General features: G+C 52.9%; 23 protein-coding genes and 1 pseudogene. 10 read left to right on the top strand and 14 right to left on the bottom strand.

All coding sequences use genetic code 11. From position 1 onward, the window contains the following. Nucleotides 1-14 precede the first annotated feature (14 nt). Nucleotides 15-335 carry a quaternary ammonium compound efflux SMR transporter SugE gene (sugE, locus tag IEW70_RS03175; RefSeq protein WP_188646478.1) on the top strand — a complete coding sequence of 107 codons (321 nt, stop codon included), beginning with the start codon at nt 15-17 and terminating at the stop codon, nt 333-335. A 239-nt stretch (nt 336-574) separates the two neighbouring features. On the opposite strand, the gene IEW70_RS03170 is transcribed toward sugE, so the two are convergent. Both IEW70_RS03170 and IEW70_RS03165 read right to left on the bottom strand, forming a co-directional pair. Next, nucleotides 575-784, bottom strand: coding sequence for a hypothetical protein (locus IEW70_RS03170; RefSeq protein ID WP_188646477.1), 210 nt, complete (start codon nt 782-784; stop codon nt 575-577). Nucleotides 785-787: 3 nt separating this feature from the next. After that, a complete protein-coding gene (locus IEW70_RS03165; RefSeq protein WP_188646700.1) occupies nt 788-1,312 on the bottom strand; it encodes a type 1 glutamine amidotransferase domain-containing protein in 525 nt (174 codons plus the stop codon). Nucleotides 1,313-1,711: 399 nt separating this feature from the next. Between IEW70_RS03165 and sufC the strand changes: the two genes are divergently transcribed. From sufC to IEW70_RS03130, 7 genes are all read left to right on the top strand, one after another. Next, a complete protein-coding gene (gene sufC, locus IEW70_RS03160; RefSeq protein ID WP_188646476.1) occupies nt 1,712-2,497 on the top strand; it encodes a Fe-S cluster assembly ATPase SufC in 786 nt (261 codons plus the stop codon). A gap of 16 nt (nt 2,498-2,513) precedes the next feature. Then, entirely contained in the window at nt 2,514-3,818 is a 1,305-nt protein-coding gene (gene sufD / locus IEW70_RS03155) for a Fe-S cluster assembly protein SufD (RefSeq protein ID WP_188646475.1), read from the top strand. Beyond that, nucleotides 3,815-5,035, top strand: coding sequence for a cysteine desulfurase (locus tag IEW70_RS03150; RefSeq protein WP_188646474.1), 1,221 nt, complete (start codon nt 3,815-3,817; stop codon nt 5,033-5,035). The genes sufD and IEW70_RS03150 overlap by 4 nt, the downstream gene beginning before the upstream one ends. Further along, the gene (gene sufU, locus IEW70_RS03145; protein ID WP_188646473.1) at nt 5,022-5,453 is read left to right on the top strand and encodes a Fe-S cluster assembly sulfur transfer protein SufU; all 432 of its coding nucleotides are present in this window, start codon (nt 5,022-5,024) and stop codon (nt 5,451-5,453) included. Before IEW70_RS03150 ends, sufU begins: the two co-directional genes overlap by 14 nt. Nucleotides 5,454-5,492: 39 nt before the next feature. Beyond that, a complete protein-coding gene (gene sufB / locus IEW70_RS03140) occupies nt 5,493-6,917 on the top strand; it encodes a Fe-S cluster assembly protein SufB (protein WP_188646472.1) in 1,425 nt (474 codons plus the stop codon). A gap of 212 nt (nt 6,918-7,129) precedes the next feature. Continuing rightward, the gene (locus IEW70_RS03135; protein WP_188646471.1) at nt 7,130-8,737 is read left to right on the top strand and encodes a sodium:solute symporter family protein; all 1,608 of its coding nucleotides are present in this window, start codon (nt 7,130-7,132) and stop codon (nt 8,735-8,737) included. 377 nt (nt 8,738-9,114) lie between these two features. Then, nucleotides 9,115-11,844 carry a penicillin acylase family protein gene (locus tag IEW70_RS03130; protein WP_188646470.1) on the top strand — a complete coding sequence of 910 codons (2,730 nt, stop codon included), beginning with the start codon at nt 9,115-9,117 and terminating at the stop codon, nt 11,842-11,844. Between the two features lie 43 nt (nt 11,845-11,887). Here the strand turns inward: IEW70_RS03130 and IEW70_RS03125 are convergent, their stop codons facing one another. The 3 genes from IEW70_RS03125 to dapD form a co-directional block, all read right to left on the bottom strand. After that, nucleotides 11,888-13,024, bottom strand: coding sequence for an N-acetyldiaminopimelate deacetylase (locus tag IEW70_RS03125; RefSeq protein WP_188646469.1), 1,137 nt, complete (start codon nt 13,022-13,024; stop codon nt 11,888-11,890). A gap of 16 nt (nt 13,025-13,040) precedes the next feature. Beyond that, a complete protein-coding gene (locus tag IEW70_RS03120; protein WP_229751795.1) occupies nt 13,041-14,240 on the bottom strand; it encodes an aspartate aminotransferase family protein in 1,200 nt (399 codons plus the stop codon). Between the two features lie 77 nt (nt 14,241-14,317). Further along, a complete protein-coding gene (gene dapD, locus IEW70_RS03115; RefSeq protein ID WP_188646467.1) occupies nt 14,318-15,028 on the bottom strand; it encodes a 2,3,4,5-tetrahydropyridine-2,6-dicarboxylate N-acetyltransferase in 711 nt (236 codons plus the stop codon). A gap of 234 nt (nt 15,029-15,262) precedes the next feature. On the opposite strand from dapD, the pseudogene IEW70_RS03110 reads away from it, so the two are divergent. After that, nucleotides 15,263-15,418 (top strand): annotated as a pseudogene (locus tag IEW70_RS03110) (golvesin C-terminal-like domain-containing protein); the annotation flags it as partial. 516 nt (nt 15,419-15,934) lie between these two features. On the opposite strand, the gene IEW70_RS03105 reads toward IEW70_RS03110, so the two are convergent. The 7 genes from IEW70_RS03105 to IEW70_RS03075 all read right to left on the bottom strand — a co-directional run bounded on the left by IEW70_RS03105 (nt 15,935) and on the right by IEW70_RS03075 (nt 22,729). Next, nucleotides 15,935-17,281, bottom strand: a complete 1,347-nt coding sequence (locus IEW70_RS03105; RefSeq protein WP_188646465.1) for an MFS transporter — start codon at nt 17,279-17,281, stop codon at nt 15,935-15,937. Between the two features lie 341 nt (nt 17,282-17,622). Further along, the gene (locus IEW70_RS03100; protein ID WP_188646464.1) at nt 17,623-18,516 is read right to left on the bottom strand and encodes a hypothetical protein; all 894 of its coding nucleotides are present in this window, start codon (nt 18,514-18,516) and stop codon (nt 17,623-17,625) included. 78 nt (nt 18,517-18,594) lie between these two features. After that, the gene (locus IEW70_RS03095) at nt 18,595-19,758 is read right to left on the bottom strand and encodes a sensor histidine kinase (protein WP_188646463.1); all 1,164 of its coding nucleotides are present in this window, start codon (nt 19,756-19,758) and stop codon (nt 18,595-18,597) included. Continuing rightward, nucleotides 19,728-20,042: a hypothetical protein gene (locus IEW70_RS03090; RefSeq protein WP_188646462.1), complete on the bottom strand. Its 315-nt coding sequence runs from the start codon at nt 20,040-20,042 to the stop codon at nt 19,728-19,730. The genes IEW70_RS03095 and IEW70_RS03090 overlap by 31 nt, the downstream gene beginning before the upstream one ends. 37 nt (nt 20,043-20,079) lie before the next feature. Beyond that, the gene (locus IEW70_RS03085) at nt 20,080-20,733 is read right to left on the bottom strand and encodes a response regulator transcription factor (protein ID WP_188646461.1); all 654 of its coding nucleotides are present in this window, start codon (nt 20,731-20,733) and stop codon (nt 20,080-20,082) included. Between the two features lie 161 nt (nt 20,734-20,894). Beyond that, a complete protein-coding gene (locus tag IEW70_RS03080; RefSeq protein ID WP_188646460.1) occupies nt 20,895-22,403 on the bottom strand; it encodes a monocarboxylic acid transporter in 1,509 nt (502 codons plus the stop codon). Further along, nucleotides 22,400-22,729, bottom strand: coding sequence for a DUF485 domain-containing protein (locus IEW70_RS03075; RefSeq protein ID WP_188646459.1), 330 nt, complete (start codon nt 22,727-22,729; stop codon nt 22,400-22,402). The genes IEW70_RS03080 and IEW70_RS03075 overlap by 4 nt, the downstream gene beginning before the upstream one ends. Nucleotides 22,730-23,003: 274 nt before the next feature. Here IEW70_RS03075 and IEW70_RS17730 point away from each other — a divergent pair, with 274 nt between their 5' ends. Beyond that, nucleotides 23,004-23,147 (top strand): cupredoxin domain-containing protein, encoded by a 144-nt coding sequence (locus IEW70_RS17730; protein WP_229751794.1) that lies wholly within the window; start codon nt 23,004-23,006, stop codon nt 23,145-23,147. A 183-nt stretch (nt 23,148-23,330) separates the two neighbouring features. Here the strand turns inward: IEW70_RS17730 and IEW70_RS03065 are convergent, their stop codons facing one another. Both IEW70_RS03065 and IEW70_RS03060 read right to left on the bottom strand, forming a co-directional pair. Next, the gene (locus IEW70_RS03065) at nt 23,331-23,600 is read right to left on the bottom strand and encodes a hypothetical protein (protein ID WP_188646458.1); all 270 of its coding nucleotides are present in this window, start codon (nt 23,598-23,600) and stop codon (nt 23,331-23,333) included. Nucleotides 23,601-24,119: 519 nt separating this feature from the next. After that, nucleotides 24,120-24,287 (bottom strand): hypothetical protein, encoded by a 168-nt coding sequence (locus IEW70_RS03060; RefSeq protein WP_188646457.1) that lies wholly within the window; start codon nt 24,285-24,287, stop codon nt 24,120-24,122. Nucleotides 24,288-24,349: the final 62 nt, after the last annotated feature.

Here is a 24,349-nt window from a genome sequence, read left to right as displayed (position 1 = left end):
AAGGAGGCAGGACAATGGCTTGGTACTACCTTATCATTGCCGGATTGTTTGAGATGGGATGGGCCATCGGGTTGAAATATACCCATGGCTTTACCCGTTTATGGCCCAGTATTTTCACCGTGGCGGCAATGATTCTCAGCTTTCAGTTTTTATCCAAAGCGTTAAAAACACTCCCGGTGGGTACGGCTTATGCGGTTTGGACGGGAATCGGAGCCGTGGGGACCACCATCTTGGGCATGGTGTTGTTTGGAGAGTCGCGGGATATGATGCGGTTTCTCTGTATCTTGCTCATTGTCGGAGGGATTGTAGGGTTGAAATTCTTGAGTCCGCAATGAACTGTTGAAACCCTGTAGCTGGCCGCGGGATGCCAAGGGGAAAGTGAGGATGAACGAACAAGGATTGTTAAATAATAATGGAGATTTCAAGGGGAGATCGGGGAGAGAACCCTGCACAGAAAACAAGCACGACTTGGTAGCGAAGCTACCAAGTCGTGCTGTATCCACCTTTGCTCCCGCGGTTATACATTTTTATCATTTGGGTACATTGGGTAGAGGCCGCTGTTTCTCTCCCGTTGTTACCCGTCTTCCTGACCGTCTGTGGACGGCGGCAGGGAGTCTGACTTCCGGGCGGGACTATGCTGTTGTTGCCGTTCTACTTTGCGCACGTACCACCCGTCACCGACGGGCTGATAACGATCCCGGTTCTGTTTGTGTAGCGGACAAAAGTCGCATCGCCCTCCGGGGCGTCGCTTGTAGCATTCAATACAGCGGATGGGCCGGTCCATGGCTCAGCCTTGGGCCAACACATCGGCAAAGGCTTTGGCATAGGGCGCCAGGTCCGGGGGACGGCGGCTGGAAACCAGGTTTCCGTCTACGACGACGGCTTCGTCTACCCATTCGGCACCGGCATTGGTCATATCGTCTTTGATCCCAGGGGTGGATGTTACTTTTCTCCCTCTTAAAATATGGGCGGAGATCAGTACCCAACCGGCGTGACAAATTTGACCGATCGGTTTATTGGCTTCATCCATCGCCCGGATGAAAGACTGTACTTCCGGGGAGCGGCGGATTTTGTCCGGTGCCCAACCGCCAGGAACCAACACCCCGTCGAATCGATCGGCATCCAGTTCATCGTAAGATAGGTCGGCAGTGGCGGGAACACCGTATTTTCCGGTATACTGCGCACCTTTTTCCGGACCGGCGAGCATCACTTTCGCCCCTTCTTCCCGCAGACGAATGATGGGATACCAGAGTTCAAGGTCTTCAAACTCATGGTCGACGAGGCAGACGACGTGTTTTCCTTGTAAACGCATCATTTGGTTTCCTCCTTTAGATCACAAAGAAGCTCCTTGGAAAACAGCTTCGTTAGTAGAAAGAGCCAAGTGAGAGTTCTTACCCGTGTTGCTGTGTGGAGTATGACTGTCAAAGCGGAGATTACCGGACAAAAGCCACGGGGAGCGGCTGGCGCCGGGACTTGTGCGGCTGGAAAACATACAATAAACCAAGGGTGTGAAACAGTCTCCACATCCCTTGAATCCCCACCCCACATGATATAGAATGGAATGAGAATCAGGTGAGAATCACTCTAAATTCGCCTGTTTTTCAGATATATCGTAACATAACCATTTACGCCTGCAAACTCGACGCGTGTCCGTGTATCCCGTCGGTTTGTTGATAAAAATGGTGGATCCGAACAATGGAGGAATGAGAGCATGTCGACACCCAAACTGACGATAAAAGACCTGCATGTAGCCATTGAAGAAAAAGAAATTCTCAAAGGGGTGGATCTGGAAATCAACGGGGGCGAGATCCATGCCATCATGGGGCCGAACGGAACGGGCAAAAGCACCCTGGCTTCTGCGTTGATGGGCCATCCCAAATATGAGGTGACCAAGGGCAGCGTCATCCTGGACGGCGAAGACGTATTGGAAATGGAAGTGGATGAGCGCGCCCGGGCCGGTCTGTTCCTGGCGATGCAATATCCCAGCGAAATCCCCGGTGTGACCAACTCCGACTTCCTTCGCAGCGCGGTCAACGCCAAACGGGGCGAAGGCAATGAAATCTCCATTATGAAATTCATCAAGCAATTGGATAAAAAAATGGCCAAACTGGGCATGGATGAATCCTTTGCTGAGCGGTACTTGAACGAAGGCTTCTCCGGCGGGGAGAAAAAACGGAACGAGATTCTGCAGATGATGATGCTGGAACCGCGTATTGCCATCCTGGACGAAATCGACTCCGGTCTGGATATCGACGCTCTGAAAGTGGTGGCCGAAAGCGTCAACTCCATGAAGAGCCCGGAGATGGGTGTCCTGATCATTACCCACTATCAGCGTCTGTTGAATTACATCCAGCCTGATTTTGTGCATGTAATCATGAATGGCCGCATCGTGAAGTCCGGTGGTCCGGAATTGGCAGAGAAGCTGGAGGCCGAAGGGTACGACTGGGTGAAAGAAGAGCTGGGCATCGAAGACGAAACCGTCGAGTCCAAAGCTTGAGTCGGGAGGGTTAGCGATGAGTGTGGATACCGAACAACTTTTTGACCGTCAAACTGTCACCCAACTCTCCCAGTCCCAGCAAGAGCCCGAGTGGATGCTCGAATTTCGCTTGAAAGCCCTGGAGGCCGCATCCAGACTCCGCCTCCCCAAACTGGAGAAAACCAATATCACGCGTTGGAACTTCACCAGCTTCCCGGCCTATCAACCGGAAGAAGCGGTGAAATCCGCCAAGGATCTTCCGGAACATCTGCAATCCCTGTTATCCGGAGAGGCGGATGACAACCTGATCGTACAGAAGAATTCCAGTCCGGTGGTACAGCAAATCGACCCAGCTTTGAAAGAGAAAGGCGTCATCTTTACAGATCTGGCCACGGCTGTACGGGAACATCCGGAACTGGTAAAAAAATATTTTATGACCAAGGCGCTTCAGCCTGATGAGCATAAGTTGGCTGCATTGCATGCAGCGTTGTGGAGCGGCGGTGCTTTTCTCTATGTGCCCCGCAATGTTGAAGTGGAAGCTCCTTTCCAAACCCTTTTCTGGGCCAGCGGGGAGAAAGCAGGCCTGCTGCCCCATCTCTTGGTTATGGCTGAGGATAACAGCAGTCTCAATGTCGTAGCCAATTACATTGCCGATGAAAATACCCACGCCGTGTTCAATGGTGCTCTGGAAGTGTTCGTCGGTGCCAATGCCCGGGTTCGCGTGGCAGCATTGCACACTTTGAACGATACCACGGTGGACGTCTCCTACCGTCGCGCCGAAGTGGATAAAGACGGGCATATGGAATGGATTATCGGCGAATTGAATGAGGGACGTACCGTTTCCGACAATACCACCCATTTGCGTGGCCAAGGCGGAATCGCATTAGTCAAATCCATCACGGTAGGTGCCGGTGAACAGCGGGGCAACATCACCTCCCGCGTCCATCACTGGGGAACCCATACCGAGAGTGATATCATGGCTCGCGGCGTGATGAAGGATAAAGCGCAAAACATTTTGAACGGAATTACCAAGATTGAAAAAGGTGCATCCAAAGCCAACGGCGTACAGGCGGAAAAAGTGTTAATGCTGAGCCGGGAAGCTCGCGGGGATGCCAACCCGATCCTGCTTATTGACGAAAACGACGTAAAGGCAGGTCACGCCGCCAGTGTGGGGAAAATCGACCCGATTCAAATGTATTATCTGATGTCCCGGGGTCTTTCCCGTGCGGAAGCGGAACGGCTCATCATCTTCGGTTTTGTCGGACCGGTGCTGGACACGATTCCGATCGAGTCGCTGCGTGAACGTCTGTACGGCGAAATCGAAAGGAAATTGAAACCATGAACCGATTTAAACAGGATTTTCCGATTCTTGACCAACAGGTAAACGGAAAGTCTCTGGTATATCTTGATAGTTCGGCAACTTCCCAGAAGCCGTTTCAAGTGATTGAAGCGGTGGAAGAATACTACAAACAGTACAATTCCAATGTGCACCGCGGCGTACATACCCTCGGTACCAAAGCGACCGACGGGTATGAAGGAGCCCGGGAAAAAGTACGCCGTTTCATCAACGCCGCATCAACCAAGGAGATCATCTTTACCCGGGGGACGACGACAGCGCTGAACCTTGTCGCAATCAGCTACGCCCGGACCAATCTGAAGGAAGGGGATGAAATCGTCCTCTCTCCTTCCGAGCATCACAGCAACCTGATTCCCTGGCAGCAGGCGGCAAAAGCCACCGGTGCCACGCTGAAATACTTCGAGCTGGAACCGGACGGCACTTTGGACATCGAAAAAGCGAAAGCCGTTATTACGCCGAACACCAAGCTGGTCGCGATCGCTCATGTGTCCAATGTGCTGGGCACCGTGTTTCCGGTAAAAGAACTGGCTCAACTGGTACACCAACAGGGCGGCGTGATTGTCATCGACGGCGCACAGAGTGTTCCCCATATGAAAGTGGATGTCCGGGAGATCGATTGTGACTTTCTGGCTTTCTCCGGTCACAAAATGGTGGGGCCGACGGGTATCGGTGTCCTGTACGGAAAAGAAGCTCTGCTGGAGAAAATGGAACCGATCGAATTTGGCGGAGAAATGATCGACCATGTAGATCTGTACGAATCCACGTGGAAAGAGCTCCCCTGGAAGTTTGAAGGGGGTACCCCGATCATTGCCGGTGCCATCGGACTCGGAGCAGCAATCGATTACCTGGAATCCATCGGGATGGATACGATCGAGGAGCACGACCGTCAATTGGCGGCCTATGCGGTAGAAGAGTTGCAAAAAGTGGAAGGTCTTGAGATTTATGGCCCCCTGAAAAACCGGACGGGTCTGGTCACTTTCAATATAGACAATGTTCATCCCCATGATGTGGCCACTGTATTGGATGCCGAAGGGATCGCCGTACGGGCCGGCCACCATTGCGCTCAACCGTTGATGCGCTGGCTCAATGTTACAGCTACAGCCCGGGCAAGCTTCTATCTGTACAACGACGAAGAAGATATCCAGCAGCTGGTCAAAGGGCTGCAAAAGGTGAAGGAGTATTTTGGAAATGTCTTTGGATGATTTGTACCGCCGTGTTATCATGGATCATTACCAAAAGCCGCGCAACCGGGGACGGTTGGAGGACGGGGACGTTTCCGTCGATCTGAACAACCCTACCTGCGGTGACAAAGTATCCCTGCAGATGCGGATCAAAGATGGTAAGATAGAGGAAGCCAGGTTCATGGGGGAAGGTTGCTCCATCAGCTTGGCGTCCGCGTCCATGATGACGGAAGCGGTCAAAGGTCAAACTGTCGAGGACGCCTTGCGTTATGTGCAGCTGTTTTCGGACATGATGCAAGGAGAGGATATAGATACGGACGAGTTTCCACTGGAAGACATTGAAGCGCTCCAAGGTGTCGCCAAGTTTCCCGCGCGGATCAAATGTGCGACACTGGCGTGGAAGGCCCTGGAGAAGGGCGTAAAGGAACCTCGCAACTAACAGGTTTGCGCGGTTTCTCCCGAAAAAGGAGGGATAGCAATGGCAAAGCAAATGCCGGATATTTCGGATTACCAATACGGCTTTCGCGATAAAGACGTCTCCGTCTTCCGGTCCAAACGCGGCCTGACCCGGGAAATCGTGGAAGAGATTTCCCGGATGAAGGAAGAGCCGGAATGGATGCTCGAGTTTCGCCTGAAAGCATTGGAACAGTTTTATAAGATGCCGATGCCCAGCTCCCAGAACAGTCAGTGGTTTTCGCTGCTGCCGGGCGAGCTGTCGGATCTGAACTTTGATGACATCACGTACTACGTGAAACCTTCCGAGCGCCAGGGACGCTCCTGGGATGAAGTACCGGAAGAGATCAAGCGTACCTTTGACCGTCTGGGGATTCCCGAAGCGGAACAGAAGTTCCTGGCCGGTGTGTCCGCCCAGTATGAGTCGGAAGTGGTTTACCACAACATGCAGAAAGAACTGGAGGAGCAAGGGGTTATTTTCTGCGATACCGATACCGCGGTAAAAGAATACCCTGAGCTGCTTCGAGAATACTTCGGAACCGTAGTACCGCCGTCGGACAACAAGTTTGCCGCCTTGAACAGCGCGGTGTGGAGCGGAGGCAGCTTTATCTACGTACCGAAGGGCGTTAAGTGCGATGTACCGCTGCAAGCTTACTTCCGGATCAACTCCGAAAATATGGGACAGTTTGAGCGGACCTTGATTATCGCTGATGAAGAAAGCTTTGTTCACTACGTGGAAGGCTGCACGGCGCCGATCTACAGCACCGATTCCTTGCACAGCGCTGTCGTGGAAATCGTGGTGAAGGACAACGCCCGTTGCCGCTACACCACGATTCAGAACTGGGCTCCCAACGTGTACAATTTGGTGACCAAGCGTGCCGTTGCCGAAAAAGGCGCCCACATGGAATGGGTGGACGGCAACATCGGTTCCAAGCTGACGATGAAATACCCCGCCGTTATCATGAAAGGAGAAGGCGCCAAAGCAGATGTCCTCTCCATCGCCGTGGCGGGCAAAGGGCAACACCAGGATGCCGGTGCTAAAGTAGTGGCCCTGGCTCCCAACTGTACCTCTACCATCGTGTCCAAGTCCATCAGTAAACAAGGCGGGAAAGTGACCTACCGCGGACTGTCCAGCTTCGGCAAAAACGCCACCGGTTCCAAGTCCAAGGTGGAATGTGATACCTTGATCCTGGACGATCAGTCCACTTCGGATACGATCCCGTATAACGAGATCAAGAATGATGATGTCACCCTGGAGCACGAAGCAACTGTTTCCAAAGTGAGCGAAGAGCAGCTCTTCTATCTGATGAGCCGCGGCTTGTCGGAAGAAGAAGCCACACAGATGATCGTGATGGGCTTCATCGAGCCCTTTACCAAAGAGCTGCCGATGGAATACGCGGTGGAAATGAACCGTCTCATCAAGTTCGAGATGGAAGGTTCCATCGGTTAATCCCAAATACGGTGCAGATTCACTCCCACACCCTCACCTGTACAGGTGAGGGTGTTTTTTGATTGGGCCGACTCGTTAAATTATGATTAATTAATTTAAAAAAGTAATTAAAATATCTCCGTCCATCCTTTATAATGGAAGATGAAAGCGTTATCAGATAGTTGCAAATTCGGCCGTTTACGCTCAAATGGAAGCAAGCAAGGAGGGTCTCGATGGGCAAGACCTTGGTACATACAGTACCGATTGACTATGTGATGATCGCATTTATTTTCGTCTTTGTTTTGGGAATCGGCTTTTTGCTGAAAAACCGGACCAAGACCGGAGAAGATTTCTTTTTGTCTGGACGTTCCATCCCGGCCTGGATCACCAGCTTGGCTTTTCTGTCGGCTAACCTGGGGGCGCTGGAAGTGTTGGGAATGGCGGCAAGCGGTGCCCAATACGGCGGGACGCATTTTTACTGGATGGGTGCCATGCCGGCCATGTTATTCCTCGGGGTTTACATGATGCCCTTTTACTATGCCACTAAAGTACGGTCGGTACCGGAATATCTCAAACTGCGATATAACGAGGCGACCCGGGGTTTTAACGCCATTTCCTTCGCCGTGATGACGATTTTGGTTTCGGGGATCAGCCTGTACTCCATGGGTTTGATCTTTCAGGTATTGGTCGGCTGGTCCCTGACCACCAGCATTTTTGTTTCTGCCGTGGTGGTGTTGATCTATGTCGCCATGGGCGGGCTGACGTCTTCGATTTTTACGGAAGTGATCCAGTTTTTCCTGATTTGGCTCGGTCTGTTGCTGATCCCCGTGCTCGGTATGGTTGAGCTTGGAGGATGGGATCAGATGGTTTCCCGGTTGCCCCATGGATTTGCCCATGTTTGGTCCCATATGGGTACGCCCGACAGCAATGCGATGGGCATCGACTGGCTCGGTGTGGTGCTCGGCCTTGGCTTTGTGCTTTCATTTGGCTACTGGACGACGGACTTCCTGGTGGTGCAGCGTGCCTTGGCGGCTAAAAACTTGCGTGCCGCTCAAAATACACCGATCTATGCCGCTTATTTCAAAATGATTGTTCCTTTTCTGGTAATTATCCCTGGCTTGATGGCAGTGGCGTTGATTCCGGATATCGGGAAAGCGGGAGGTCCCAGTTACAACCTGGCTTTGCCACTGTTGATGGAGCGGTATTACCCGCCGGGCTTGATGGGCCTCGGTTTGACGGCGATGCTGGCCAGCTTTATGAGCGGGATGGCCGGAAATGTTACCGCCTTCACCACCGTGTGGACCTACGATATCTACCAGGCTTACATTAAAAAAGATGCCAGCGACGCGCATTATGTGAAAGTGGGGCGCTGGGCCGTGGTGATCGGGGTGATCGTCAGCATAGGCACCGCCTATATTGCGGCAGATTTCCCCAGCATCATGGATTACACACAGTTGTTGTTCTCCTTCTTCAATGCGCCGTTGTTCGCTACGTTCCTATTCGGGATGTTCTGGAAGCGTACCACTCCTTGGGGCGGTTTTTGGGGGCTGTTGGCCGGCACTTTAGCAGCCGTGCTGTTATATGTCCTGATCCCGGAAGGGTATTTCGCCAGCGATCAGGCCGGCAACTTCTGGCGTGCCTGGGCATGGGTGGCTGCGGCGGTCGTGACGGTGCTGGTCAGCTTGTTTACCAAGCCCAAACCGGAGTCGGAGTTGAAGGGCGTTGTGTATGGTTTGACGGAAAAAGTGACCTACGCGGGTCATGCCTGGTATAAGCGTCCCGGGATTCAGGCATTGATGGTCTGTGTCCTGCTCGTCTTCCTCAATATCCTGTTCTGGTAATGGAGGTGTTCCCATGCAAGGACAAACCCGATGGTTGGATCTCCGTTTTCTGATCGGATGGATGTTTACGATCTATGGAGTCGTTTTAGCCGGGTATGGCCTCGTTGCCAACCCGCAAGTAGAGGTGATGAAAGGTCACAATCTCAATTTGAGGACTGGCGTTCCTCGCTTCGTCTTTCTGGAAGCCGATAAAAAAAGAGAAACGGGCACACCCGAAATCCAACGTCAGCGCTTGATGGGAGAACTTCTTCAGTACCCTCAGCCCTCACGCTACCGTGAGGGTTTTTTCTTGTTGTCCTGGAAATCTTTTTTCAAGAGGCAGACGAATATGGTAGAATCTATATATTCAGAAAATTTGTGATGAAGGGGCTGCTGTCATGTCGGGAATGGAGGGTATAGCAGCGGTTAGTGCGGCAGGTGTCATTGCTCTGTTGCTGGTTTGGATGTGGAACGGGCGGAGAAAGCCTGCCGTGGTTGGCGGCTGGGTGTTGTTCATGGCGTTGCTGTTGTTGGTATCGCCTTTGTTGCAGGCATCGGCGGTATCTTTGGATGACCCCGGCGGGTTTTACAACATTATGCCGCCGGGTCAGGATGGAACGGTAAATGCGGCGGAGTTGGCCGCATATCAGCTCGGGAAGCAATATCCCAAACATGCCAATGATCAGACCGCGATGTACAATGATCTCGTCTTTCGATCCCCGGGACTAGAAGAAAAAGAGATTCCAACGTTCTTTAAAAAAGCCTCCCTGGGAGCGAGAGGGAACATCGAACGAACCTATTCACCTGTTTCAGGGGCCGTGATACAGCGGGATTCCTTTGGCGTGCCCCATATTCAGGGAGAAACCCGAAAAGCGGCGATGTTTGCAGTGGGATACGCCACGGCGGAGGATCGTCTGTTTTTGATGGATGTGTTGCGTTACCTGGGTCGCGGGCGGATCAGTGAGTTTTTGGGTGCCAGCAAAGCCAATAAAGAGATGGACCGGGCCCAGGTGATGGCAGCTCCATATAAGGAAGAGGAATTGACCCGGCAGGCGGATAACCTGTGCAGTCAAGGGGAAGAAGGAGCTCAGGTGTGTGCCGACGTTCGGGCTTACACTGCGGGCGTAAATGCCTATATTCGCAAAGCCATTCTGAATCCGAAGCTGCTTCCCGCCGAATACCCGGCCCTTCAGCAGATTCCGCGGAAATGGAAGCCGGAAGACAGTGTGGCCATCGCCAGTCTCGTAGGCGGGATTTTTGGCAAAGGCGGTGGCAATGAAGTGGCCAGCGGCCGTTTTTTGCGTCAATTGCAGGAAAAGCATGGAATCAAAGAAGGAAGACGGATCTGGGAAGATTTTCGCAGTGCGGAAGACCGGGAAGCACCGGTAACGACAGAAAAATCATTTCCCTATAATCAGCATGACAAGACGGACCCCGAATCGATCGCATTGTTGGATGTGGAAACCGCCGATCAGGCAGTGGAAAAAATGAAACCTCCCAAAATGGTAGCGGACGGCCCGCTGGGACCGATCGACTTGCGCACCCCTTCACAGATGAGCAATGCCATTCTGTTATCCGGCAAATATGCACAGCACGGCAAGCCGATCGCTGTTTTCGGCCCTCAGACCGGCTACTTTTCTCCGCAGTTGTTGGTGGAAACCGATGTACAAGCCCCTGGCCTGAGGGCCAGGGGTGTCGGATTCGCCGGGGTGAACCTATATGTCCAACTGGGACGGGGAACGAACTATGCCTGGTCTGCTACATCTGCCGGTGCAGATAATGTTGACCAGTGGGTGGTAAAGCTGTGCGAGCCTGATGGAGGGCAGGCGACGTTGAAATCCCAAGGGTACTTGTATAAAGGGAAATGCCGCCCCATGGAGGTCTATACCCACCGCCAGATCGCCAAGCCCTCTGCAGCCGGGGTTCCGGAGCTGGCCAAAGAGAGTCTGGTCTTCGATATCCAGGTGGAACGGACCGTATACGGACCGGTCCAAGCCAGAGGGACGGTGGATGGAAAACCGGTGGCGGTGACCACTCAGCGCTCCACCTATGGCAACGAGCTGAACAGTGCGATTGGGTTCAAGCGGATCAATGATCCTGTATTTATGAAAGATGGAGCCCAATCCTTCCGTAAAGCTTTTTCCAAAGTGGATTACACCTTCAATTGGTTTTACGTAGATCAGCAGGATATCGCGTATCAGCACTCCTGCCTTTGTCCGGTGCGGGATCCGCGAACCGATCCGGATCTGCCCGTCTGGGGGACAGGGGAGTACGACTGGACTGGTGCCTTTTTAACGTCGGATCAGCAACCCCATGAGATCAATCCGGACAACGGCTACTTTGCCAACTGGAACAACAAGCAGGCTCCCGATTTTCGCGCCAATGATGCCAATTTCAGTTATGGTCCCTTGCACCGATCCCTGCATCTAGAGAAGCGGTTGAAACAAGCGGTCCAATCCGGTAACAAACTGGATCGGGCGGATATGGTCAACATGATGATGGATGCAGCGACAGTAGACCTCAAAGGGCAGGAAGTATATCCATGGGTGCTGAAGATGTTGGGGGATACCGCGCCGGAAAACGATTCCCGACTACAGACCATCCGAGATGTATTGGCCAAATGGGTGGCTGAGGGCGGGCACCGGCGGGATTTTTCCCCCAAGGATGGAAAGTATGATCACGGAACAGCGGTGGCCATCGGGGACGCTCTCTTCCCTTATTTGGTCAAAGCGATGTTTGGCAAGGTCCTAGAAGGCACCGATCTTCCCAATGTGCTGGAAGATTCGCCCCGTCAAGGGGTGGGTTCTGCCTATATCGAGGGGTATTACTCCTACGTACAAAAAGACCTGAGGCAAGTGTGGGGTGCCCCTGTTCGGGATGCGTGGCATACCGCTTACTGTGGAGACGGAGATAAGCAGAAGTGCCGGGCTGCATTGTGGAAAGCCATGGAACAGACGGCGTCAGACCTGGAGAAAGAGTATGGCAGCAAGGAGGTAAAGGATTGGGTGTATGACGGCTCCCGGGATACCATTGATCAAGAAGCGGTCGGACTGATGGAAGCACCTCAGATGCAGTGGGTGAATCGTCCTACCTTCCAGCAGGTGGTACAGGTGGGTGTTGGCCCGTGATTAAGTCAGAAAAGAACCCAGCAGAGAACAACTGCTGGGTTCTTTATTGAGCCGATTTCCACTCCAAATATCGGGTCATCAACGGAATGGCCGTTTCAATCGCCCGCTCATCCGGTTCGATTTTGGGATGATGAAGACCGAAAGGGGTGTCCACACCGAGCCAGAACATAAACCCTGGAATGTCCCGCAGGAAATAACCGAAATCTTCTCCGGCCATGGCTTCTTTGCATTCCACTACGTTTACATCGCCAGTCTTCTGCGCCCAATGCATAAACTCCCGTGTGAGGGCGGGATCGTTGTCCACCTGACAATAGTTGGCTCCCCAATCGATGCTAGCTTCGCATTCAAACCCGGTTTCAATTCCCCGAACCAAGTCACGGATTCGATCCTTGATCTTGGCCATCGATTCCATGGACAAGGTGCGGATGGTTCCTTCCAAGCGCGCTTTGCCGGGGATGATATTTTGCTTTGTGCCGATGGTTACTTTGCCAATCGTGAGGATGGCGGAGTCCAAAGGGTCAATATTGCGCGAAATAATGGTTTGCAGCTGCATCGCCAGCTGGGAAGCAGCGATGACCATGTCGTTGCTCCGGTGGGGGAGTGAAGCGTGACCGCTTTGACCTTTCAGGTCAATGAACAACTCCGAGGTGTTGGCAAACAGAATTCCCGGTTTGGTGGCAATCGTCCCCACCGGATAGTCCGGCGCGATATGCAGGGCAACCAAAAAGTCGGGCTTCCAGGACTGGAATTCCGCGCTTTCCAGCATGGGAAGGGCACCGCCCGGACCCTCTTCTGCCGGCTGAAAGATGAACAGTAAATCATCAGCGATCGGATGCTCTACAAAATGGGTCAAGATGCCAAGGGCAATCGCCATATGAACATCGTGACCGCAGGCATGCATCTGCCCCGGATGGGTGGACGCAAAGTCATAGGAGGTTTCCTCTTCGATGGGCAAGCCGTCCATATCGGCCCGATACCCCAAACATCGCCGGGGGTTGGTGCCTTTCACCTTGACGAGAACGCCGGTGCGCCAGGTCTTGATTTCCATCCGGTCTTGGTGCAATTGCCGCAGATAATCCAAAATAAATTGCTGAGTCTTAAACTCTTCAAATCCCAGCTCAGGGATTTGGTGCAATTGCCGTCGGATCTGAACAAAGGGATGCAAGGATGTTCGGCTCATGGTTCTCCCTCCTTTCTCAGGCTTGTTGGGTGATCAGGTATTCCAAATGGTCCACGAATTGGTCGGATTCCTCCGGAGTCAGGGTAAGGGGGGGCAACAGCCGGATCACCGTTTGTTGAGCAATGTTGACCAGAAAACCGTCTTGCAGCAGCTGTTGTTGGAGGCGGGAGACTTCTTCCGGGCTTTTACGGGTGCGGATCCCGATCATCATACCTTTGCCGTGGACGCCTTCGATGGATTGGGGATGGGTCTTGGCCAGATCGGACAATAGGCCAAGCAGGTATTGGGCATGATTTCGTCCTTGTTCCATCATCCCGTCTTCCAATAACACGTCGAGCACGGCGTTACCCAAAGCGGCACTCAAAGGAGAGGGCGCAAAGGTGGTGCCGTGGTCTCCGGGTTGAAACAAATGGGCCGTTTTTTCCCCGGCGATGATGCCGCCCAGAGGTAGCCCCCCGCCGATTCCTTTGGCAAATAAAATCACGTCCGGCTGAATACCTGCATGTTGGTAAGCAAAAAACTTGCCCGTGCGGCCAACGCCGGTTTGAATTTCATCCATGCAAAGTAACAGGTCTTCCCTACGAGCCAGCTGTTCCATCTCCTGTAAATATTCCTCGTATAAAGGGAGGATTCCCCCGGATCCCAGAATCGGCTCGGCCAGGATGGCAGCGGGCCGATTTTCGGTAACGATGCGGCGCAGCTCTTCCCGGTTATTGGGCTCTACTTCATAAACGGGAACATCCGGCTGAGGGAAATCCTGATATACTCCCGGCTGGCGGGTGAGACGCACAGCTCCCAAAGTCCGCCCATGGAAGCTGTTTTTCATCACGACGAACCCGCGCCTTCCTTGTCCGTCTGCCTGGGCCCACTTGTGCACCAATTTGACAGCGGCTTCTGTCGCTTCCGCCCCGGAATTGGAGAAAAACACTTTGCCCGGGATGCTCTGTTCGATCAGCCGTTCGGCCAGACGGATGGCAGGGGGATTTAAAAAGACGTTGGAGATATGAAGGAACTTCTCCCCTTGTTCATGCAGCGCTTTGATAACTTTGGGATGGGAATGCCCCAGGATGTTTACCGCCAATCCGGTGAAGAGATCCAGATAGGACTTTCCTTCGGTGTCGATCAATCGATTCCCTCTAGCTTCGGCAATGGCGATGGGCAGGCGCTTATAGGTGGGGAGCAGGTATTGCCGATCCCTGGCTTGCCAGTCACTCACATCCGACTCCTCCTTGATCCGGCGTTCCATAAATATAAAAGGCGGGCCCGCAGAGGGCCCGGAATGATTGTTTCTGCTTACAGTTGACGCAGTTCCTGTTTGATTTCCGTTTTGGAGCGGGTTTTTTCGTCGATCTTTTTGATCACTTTGGCCGGGGTTCCCGCTACAACGGAGTTTTCCGGTACATCCTCCACGACAACGGCTCCGGCGGCGACGACGGATCCTTTGCCGACGCGAACCCCTTCCAAGATTACCGCATTAGCGCCGACGACCACATCATCCTCGATAATCACCGGTTTGGCTGACGGCGGTTCGATCACACCGGCAATCACGGCGCCTGCTCCGATGTGGCAGTTTTTCCCGATCGTGCCGCGGCCACCGACCACCACATTCATGTCGATCATGGTGCCTTCACCGATCACGGCGCCGATGTTGATCATGGCCCCCATCATGATGACGGCGTTTTTTCCGATTTCCACCTGATCACGGATGATCGCACCGGGCTCGATCCGTGCTTCCACCCCTTTCAGGTCGAGCAAGGGAATGGCGGAGTTCCGGCGATCGTTTTCTACCACCAGGTCTTCGATTTTATCCTCATGTTGCTTCAACAAAGGTTGGATCACTTTCCAGTCTCCAAAGAGAACGCCCACGCCGCCGTTGATAAAGGAATGGACATCAGGCCCAAAATCGATGCCATTCAGATCCCCTTTGATATGTACTTTGACGGGGGTTTTCTTTTCGCTTTTCTGGATAAATTCGATGATTTGGTTTGCATCCATCATATCCATATCCCAGCATCCTTTCCTGTTGCGAGATCGCATGTCTTTTCACTCATCTGCTTTACCTATGCAAAGTATAGCACACCTCTTGTCCCTTCTAAAGGGAAGTGGAGGGAGAGATGATTCAGGGGAATTTTGGCACATCCCTTTGGCTGTCATTATTATTCATCGAATCATGGGAATGCATCATCGGTACCACGATCCCATTACCCGCACTTTAGAAAAATATAAAAGGACGGCCAGTCGGTGAAAACCGTCAATCAGCGAACGGGAGGTGGTCAGTGGATCTACCTGGGCACCTGGAATTTTTCCCAGGGCGCAGGCATTAAAGTCGTCCTGTCCGATAATGCAGACGGCATTGTCGTCGCCGATGCGGTTCGCTTGGTGAAGGAGCAATAAGTTGGGCATCGAAAAGAGGGTCTGTCTCCATTTGGGGAACATGGCCTTCTTTTTTGTTTTTCCTTCGGATCTCTACCCAGAAAGAAAGAGCAATTGTCGTCCCCCGCCCCTTCATGGTGGATGACAAGCTGAACGCATCTGACGAGGTTCGTTTCAGCCTCCAGAGGAAGGGGATCTCACCTACCTCGACCTGAAGGTTGACGAAAAGTGGCTGCAGAATTCGGAGCGTGCCGGGTTTTTTCGGCGAGGAAGGAGAAGTGGATGGTTTCATCCATCTTGCGCAGCAGGTAATCTTCCGGTACCAGTTCTATGTATAATAAACTCCATATTTCCTTGGCGGTTGGGGTTGGTTTGAAACATGGTATCCGTCCTTTGTTGAAGTCTTTCTACTATTGCAACAAAAAGAGGCTGCTGACCTTCTCCCTTTGTCAGCAGCCTCAGCCCCTTTAGGGGCTTTTTCTATATCATCTGTAATTGAGCTATCAGTCTCAACTAATGATTTTTGCACTAGAACCCTTAAGAGTACCGTGAGCTGAATCCACGAACAGCCGGCTCATTTTCAGCGTCCAGCTCGGATTCGATGTGAGAGACCTTCGAAGACTCATCCATACGCCAGTAGACGATAAGGCTCACGGCAATGCAGGCAGCTACGTAGAAGAAGTAGAGCGACTCGACTCCGATACTCTTCAGCCATAACGCGATGAACTCCGCCGTTCCTCCAAACACCGCGACGGTAACTCCATAGGGGAATCCCACGCCGAGGGCACGGATTTTGGTCGGGAAGAGCTCGGCCTTTACGATCGCATTAATGGAAGTGTAACCGGTGACAATGATGAGACCTACCATCATGAGCAAGAAAGCAACGAGAGGGTTCTTCGCCTGCTCCATAAACAGAAACAGCGGCACCGTCAGCAGCGTTCCGAGGACACCGAAACTAATCAATAGCGGGCGACGTCCGATCCGATCAGACAGCATACCAGCGAGTGGTTGAAGCACGACGAATAACAGTAGGGCAATAAAGTTGATCCAACTGACCACTTCCTTGGGAAGGCCAACAGTATTCACCATGAACTTCTGTAAATATGTAGTGTAGGTATAAAAGGCGACGGTTCCGCCGAGTGTTAGTCCGACCACTGTCAGCACCGCCTTGGGGTGTTTCATCAGAGCCCGAACGGTACCAGCGCTCGCCCGGCTTTCAGAACCCATTTTTGAGAACTGCTCCGATTCGTCCATCGTGCGACGCAGCCACAATACGGCCAATGCCCCCATTGCTCCGATGACGAAGGGAATACGCCAGCCCCAGGAGTTCATTTCAGTTTCGCTGAGCATTTGCTGAAGGATGATCTGGATACCCAGTGCTACTATCTGTCCGGCAACAAGTGTGACGTACTGAAAGCTCGAGTAGAAGCCGCGGCGGCCGCTGCTGGCCATCTCGGACAGGTATGTTGCCGAGGTTCCATACTCTCCACCCAACGACACTCCTTGGAGAAGACGTGCGAGAACCAGAATAATGGGAGCCAGTACACCAATGGTGCTATAACCTGGGGTGATGGCAATAATCAGCGAACCACCGGCCATGATGGTGATGGAAAGCGTCAGCGCGGAACGGCGGCCATGACGATCAGCGTAGCGGCCCATCAGCAGGCTTCCGATCGGGCGCATCAGGAAGCCGACAGCGAAGATCGCCGCCGTGTTGAGAAGCTGGCTGGTCGGGTCTCCCTTGGGGAAGAACTCTGCCGAGAAATACACGGCGAAAGCAGTATAGACGTACCAGTCGTACCATTCAATCAGATTTCCAACCGAACCTTTGAAGATATTGCCTGTGATGCGTCGCGTCTTCTCGCGCTCGATGGATTCGGCCATTGTTAAACCCTCCTCTTGAACAAATTTCGTTTTTCAATACGATCCCACATTTTTTTGGATCAATAGAATCCGTTTGTCTAATATCTATAGATTCATTGAAATGTTCCCAAATTTTTATGCAAGAACCTACCAATATCGTACGCCCCACCATAGCCAGATACCATACTCATTCATTATATTAGATAGCGCTTACATTTGTAAATTGGATGACACTTTTTAAACCCTATCACCACAACGATCAAGATAACCAATACCGTTAAAACGGAGATGGCAAGGCATATTGGGAATAAACTCAAAAAACCTGCCGGATATCCGGCAGGTTGGATTGGATGTGTATTCGTTTACAGCCGGGAAGTGGAGTCTTCCCGCTCCTTCGGTGCCTTTTGCGGGGCAAAAGATGAATCCTTTTCCTGTTCCTTCCCTTGCCGGCGGATCTCTTTCAGCCAGCCGGTAGTTTCCTTCCAATCTTTGCGGAATCGGGTGAGCAGCTCCTTCGCCGCTTTTCTCAGCTCGGACCGGTCGACACCCAGAGATTTACCCACCTCGGACCAGGTGTTGTCTCTTGTCTTATGGGCGAACACTTCCTCCAGGCTTTTTCCGCTCGCTTTGGATAGGATGGAGGCTTTCACCAGCCCTGCCAGGTTCGTCTTTTCTTTCCTGGCCAGCCCGACCAACTCTTTCGGTTCCATCCCGAGATAGTCGGACAGCTCTTGAACTGCGAAGCCGGGATGGCGTTTTAAAAAGTGGAACGCCCTCGCATCGCGGGGCAGGATGCGGCGGATCTCCTTCCGGATTTCCCTCCGGTTTACCTTGTATTGTGCGGCTACCTCTTTCCAGGTGCGGTTTTCCTTGGCCTTCAGCACCACATCCAGCTCTTGACCGCTCAATTTGGCGATAACGGCAGCCATCGCCGCTTCCCGGGGTGGATGGTGACCGATGGATTTTTCCACCGCCTCTGGCTGCTCGCCAAGGTATTTGGCTATTCGTTCCAACCATTTTTTCCGGGCTTGGCCTTTCCATTCCATTTTTTCATCCATACCTGAGCTCAGCTGCTTGAGATCATAGGAAGAGACGCCCTTCACCGCTTTGGCGGTTGAAGTCGTGCCATCCGCTTTCGTTACGGTTGCCGCCGTTTTATGCTCGGCGGAGGTGTAGGAATGGATTCCCCACGCCCCTCCCAAGACGAGACCCGACACAGTGGCAACCTTGAGGATGCCCTTCAGATTAACCAGCACCCTTACCACTCCTTTCTGGTTGATGCTGCTTTTTTAGCATACCCGCCAATCATGACAAAATAATGACGGGCTTGTGTCTTAGCCGGGAAGATCGGTCGTCGGTCCAGTCCCTTTTGGATTGGGAACGGGAAGCTTCAGCGTAAAGGAGCTCCCATCCCCGGGGCTGCTCTTCACCTCGGCGGTGCCTCCGTGGGCCTCGGTCAACCGCTTCACGATGGACAGGCCGAGTCCCGTCTCATTTCCCCTCCGGGCCCGGGAAGGATCCGCTTTAAAAAAGCGATCCCAGATTTTCTCCAGTTCCTCTGGGCTCATCCCGGCACCGGTATCTTCCACCCGCAGGATGGTGAATCCTTTCGCTGACGCGGCGGTGAGCCGTACTTCTCCTTCCTCAGTAAACTGGATCCCGTTTTGGACCAGGTTGACGAGGATCTGCAGGAGCCGGTCATAATCCCCGTACACCCGGATACCGGTCGCTCCCCTGGAGGTAAGGCGGATCCCTTTCTTCGACGCGAGGGGTTGCATCTGTTCTGTCACGATTTCAAACAGGTCCTCCACCTGATGCCACTCTTTTTTCAACTCTACTTTGCCAGCCCGAATCCGTTCCAGATCGAGGAGCTCGTTGATGAGACGGATCAGGCGCAGGGTTTCTTTTTCCATGAGGGAATAAATCCGCTCTTTTTCCCCGTCCTCCACCACTCCGGTGCGGAGCCCCTCAAGGAGTCCGCGAATGGAGGTTAAGGGTGTCCTCAGCTCATGGGACACGTCGGAGATAAACTGGCGCCGCCGCTCTTCGAATCGCGCCAATTCGGCTCGGCTTCGGGAGAGCTCTTCGGCCATCGCGTGAAAGTCCACGGCCAGCTCGTCCAGCTCATCCCGTCGGACCCGGCTTCGGACACGGAAGGGAGGTGACTCGACGTCGTAGCGGCCCCGACGAATCCTTTCGGTGGCTCGGCGCAGTCCCCTAATGCGGTCGGACATGCGTTTGGCAAAACCTCTGCCGATCAACAGGGAGATTATAAGGGCCGCGATCGCTGCCAGGATAAGAGAGAACCGGATTTGCCGCAGGGCCCGGTTCAGACCCTCGATCGGGGAAAAGAGAACCCAGGCTCCGTCAACCCCGTCACGCTTGTGCGGCAGGATGACCCAAGTCACTGGCAGGCGGCCGATCTCGTCTCTCCCCTCTACCATCTGCCCCCGGCGGATCCGTTCCATCAGTGCGGGATCGAGTTGGAAATTCTCCAATCCGCGCCGGGCCCCATCACCAGCCCCTCCCGATCCAGCCGCAGGATTCGGATATCCCGGCCGCTCAGGAGGATCTGAAGCCGGCGGATATCCCGCCCTTCCCCATCTTCCGCTAGAGGATGAATGCGGACCAGCTGTTCCCCGAATCCCTTCAGCTCCCTTATTTTCTGTTTGTAGAGGAAATTCTCCACAACAGCGGACAGAACACCGGATAAAATGAAGATGACCGTCAAAATGACGGCCAGATGGCTGACCAGGATCTTTTTGAACAGGTTAAAGCGCATCCTCCTCCCCCGCTTCGTCAAACTTGTAGCCCACACCCTACACGGTGTGGATCCAGGGATGGCCCGGCCGGGCGATCTTCTTCCGCAGGCGCTTGATATGGACATCTACTGTCCGTTCATCCCCGTAGAAATCGTAGCCCCAGACTCCATCCAACAGCTCCTCCCTGGAAAAGACGCGTCGGGGGTGACGAGCGAAGAAGTGGAGGAGGTCAAACTCTTTGGGTGTCAGGTCGGCAATCGCCTCTCCATCCAGAAACACTTCCCGTGTTTCCGGATTGATCCGCCAATGTTGGAGCCGGATGCCGGAATCGGGCCACGGACTGCCCCCGGCACTGCGAACCCGGCGCATCACCGCCTTAATGCGGGCCATCAGGGCGAGGGGGCTGAAAGGTTTGGTCACATAATCATCGGCTCCCCACTCCAGTCCCAGCACTTGGTCCGACTCCTGGGTGCGGGCCGTCAGCATGATGATGGGCACCTGGGACCGGCTCCGCACTTGTCTGCAGATCGCCATCCCGTCCAATCCCGGGAGCATCCAGTCCAGCACCAGGAGTTCATAATCCCCCCGCTCCCACTCCTCGAGGGCTTCCTTCCCGTCGTGGACGAACCGGGTCTGGTAGCCCTCTTTTTCCATGAAAAGGCGAAGTACCTCGCAGACACCCGTGTCATCTTCGGCAACGAGTACACGCATCCTTCTCTTCACCCGCTTTTGTGCATTCTGGTTCCAACGTTGATTTTGAGATCGGTACATGCTGTATGTTCTTAATTGTAACCCATTATAATGTGGGATTGAGCTTGCAAGGCAAGCAAAAAGCGCGGATCGGGAGACCCGCGCCTTTTGCAGGGGCTGCCTTACTCTGCCCCGATGCCCGTCTGGGACCGGACATACAACTCCGTGAACTTCTCCTCTGAAGCTTGGTCGCGCGGACTCAGGAGCGTACCCAGCCAGGCGCCCAAAAAGCCCAAGGGGACCGACACCAAAGCCGGATTTTTCAGCGGGAAGATGGCTGATTCCGGCGGCATGAAGTTGGGGCTGATCAACACCAACAGGACGGAGCTGATCAGGCCGGTCAAGATGCCCCATACTGCCCCTTGCGTGGTGAAACGCTTCCAATAGAGGGAGAACAGGATCACCGGCAAGTTGGCGCTGGATGCGACGGCAAATGCCAATGCCACCAAGAAGGCTACATTCATGTCCTTCGCCAGCAGTGCCAGGATGATGGAGACGACGCCTACACCGATCGAAGCCCGCTTGGCGACGCGCATCTGCTCCTCATCGGAAGCTTTGCCGCCCCGGAGCACATTGGAGTAAAAGTCATGGGCAAAAGCGCCCGCAGCGGAAATGACAAGGCCGGCTACTACCGCCAGAATGGTGGCGAAAGCAACAGCAGCGATAAATGCCAGAAAGAAGTTGCCGCCGAGAGCTTCCGCCAACAGCGGGGCTGCCATATTGCCAGCTTTATCTGCGGCGGTAATCTTCTCTTCATCGACCAAGAGTGCGGCACCAAACCCGAGGAAAGTGGTCATAATGTAAAAAGAGCCGATGATAAACATGGCCCAAACCACGGATTTCCGCGCTTCCCGGGCAGAGGGGACGGTATAAAACCGAATCAAAATGTGAGGCAGACCGGCGGTTCCGGCCAAAAGGGCAATCCCCAGGGAGATGTTTTCAACCGGGTTGGAAAATTGGAGTCCCGGTTCCAGGAAACGTTGTCCCTTCTGTGCGGCTACTTCGTTAAACAGGGTGACGAGGCTGAAATCGTACTTTTGCAGGACCCATACACTGAGCAGGGTTGTTCCAGACATCAGCAGTACCGCCTTGATGATCTGGACCCAGGTAGTAGCGAGCATCCCGCCGAACACCACGTAAAGGATCATTAGGGTTCCAATGATGATGATGGATACCGTATAATCCAGACCCAGCAGCAGCTTGATGATTCCACCTGCTCCCACCAGTTGGGCGATCATGTAGAAAGCGGAGATCGCCATGGTGCTGAGGGCGGCGGCTGAACGGACGGGCTTGGCTTTCAACCGATAGGCCAACATGTCGGCCATGGTATACTTGCCTGTGTTGCGCAGCGGCTCTGCCACGATCAGCAGTACGACCAGGAAGGCGACGAGAAAACCGACGGAATACAGAAAACCGTCAAAGCCGAACAAGGCGATTAATCCGGCGATCCCTAGGAACGATGCGGCGCTCATGTAATCGCCGGCGATGGCGATACCGTTTTGCCAACCGGTGATGGAACGTCCGGCGGCGTAAAAATCGGAGGTGGTTTGTGTTCGCTTGGCTGCCCAATAGGTGACCAACAGGGTGATGGCGACGATGAGCACAAACAGGATGAAGGCCGTGGTGTTCACTGCTTCTCCTCCTTTTGATCATTGATGCGTTGGACTAGTTGATCTGTCTTATTGGCATGCCAGACATAGATAAGGGACAAAATCCAGGCCATGAAAAACTGGGACAGAGCGAAAAGGTATACCCAGTTCATCCCTCCGGACACCTTTGTATTCAAGATATCCGAATACCCGGTGACGACAGGCAAAGCGAAGTAATACAAGAGAAAAAAGACGGAAGCTGGAAGGATGAACCGCTTTTTCTTACGGATCAATTCTTGGAACACAGGTGTGCGGGCCACTTGCTCCCAGTGGTTGTCCGTTCGCGGTTGTTGTTGAGATTTTGCCATGGGTACCCCTCCTTTGGAGTTCGTGGTGTATGTTTGGATCTTATATCACGCGACGATCACGCGACCACCCCCTATTAATAGAATAATGCGAAAATTGAGGTTGACGAGTGCGGGATGCATCAGCGGGGCAAGTGTTGCAGGAATTTTGCCACGGCGAGATGGTTCACTACCCATAATACAAACAGTCTACTACAAACATGCAGTTTTCTCCTTCTTTTTTCACCGATGCCGATCATGGATTTCTTTAACTGAATCAGCCGTTGTCGGGCACGATGTGAAAATTACTCATGTAGACGGTCAATCGATCCAGCAGCCCAAGAGTTTCAGGGATCAGTTGATTCCCGTAGCTCCCGGTGAACGGGTGGATGTGGAGCTCACCGCCAATCAGTCTGGTACCTGGAAGATCATGGTTCGATGATGAGAGTACCGATTCGGTATAAAGGCTCAGCGGATTGCATCGGTTTGCATCATGCTGCAGGAGGCATGATGACCATAGTGGAATATGAGGAATACCCAAGTTCCGGCCGGACCCGGATGTAAAGAATATCTCGAAGTAACGGCAAAAGCCGGGCTGCCACATCGGGGCCCGGCTTTTTGTGGATCAAGTATTATTTCTGCAGTTGATGTGGTAGTAGAGAGAGAGGCAATCAGGACACTGTCCGGCCCGCAGTCCGGGCAGACCTTCTACTGGTTCCAGCGAAACCGTTGTTTCGTGGTAGAGCGGTCGTCGGGCCGTTTGGGTGACGTCGATTTCCAATTGATAATGGGAACAGACGGCTTCATCCACTTCCTCCGGAACCTGGATCCACTGTCCTTCCTTCTCTTTGGAACGATACAACCGTTCCAATGCTGCTCGATATGGAGCGTTCACCCGCTATCCACCTCCTGCGAGAGAGGATGTATCCGTTTTATATGATTATTCCCCTTCGGGTGCTGGGAACCCTTGAATATGCGGATGAGTTAAACGGGCGGCAAGTAGCCGCCCCATCTTCTGCAGAAGGGGGGCTCATCGCAGGTGGGTCAGAGCTCTCATTTCGTTCCCAAGCAAGGATATCTAGGAGTAACCCACTCCAGTAAATTATTAGGGCGGTCACAACAATAAGGAGGTGAAATCCTCCGCCGCTTTTCTTCTATACCGCTTCACCCGGATGAGGGTTCAATCGGGTGATCAACACCCTCAATAAGAAGAACCCTAATTGGGTTCTAGAAATTTACCACTATTCGTTTCGATTGTCCTCGTCATCGGGATGGATGATGGTTTCGCAGGCAGGGCATTGGAGAAAGCAATGAAGATATTTTTCTTTGTCGACTTGAAATACATTACCACATTGACAGGCTATGGTTACAATTTCATCGAAACGCTTATCCAATCCTTTTCCCACCTTGTTCTTTAATTGATTGTTTCTTCAGAGCGGGAAGAATAAGATAACCGTTTGATGAAATTATCGATCCCATTTTTTATTGGTTGATCCAGGTATTTCTCATATAAATGAATATTTACCAAATTGTTATGTCGCTCTTCTTTTTTGTCTGAATAAGTTATTTGTTGATCTTCCATTGATGTATGTCCCCCTTTGATGTCATATAAAAGCGTATAATAACTTAACTTAGTTAAACACT

This window comes from Marinithermofilum abyssi (assembly GCF_014641195.1).
GTDB classification, from domain to species: domain Bacteria; phylum Bacillota; class Bacilli; order Thermoactinomycetales; family DSM-45169; genus Marinithermofilum; species Marinithermofilum abyssi.
This window is presented reverse-complemented; position numbering and strand designations above follow the sequence as displayed.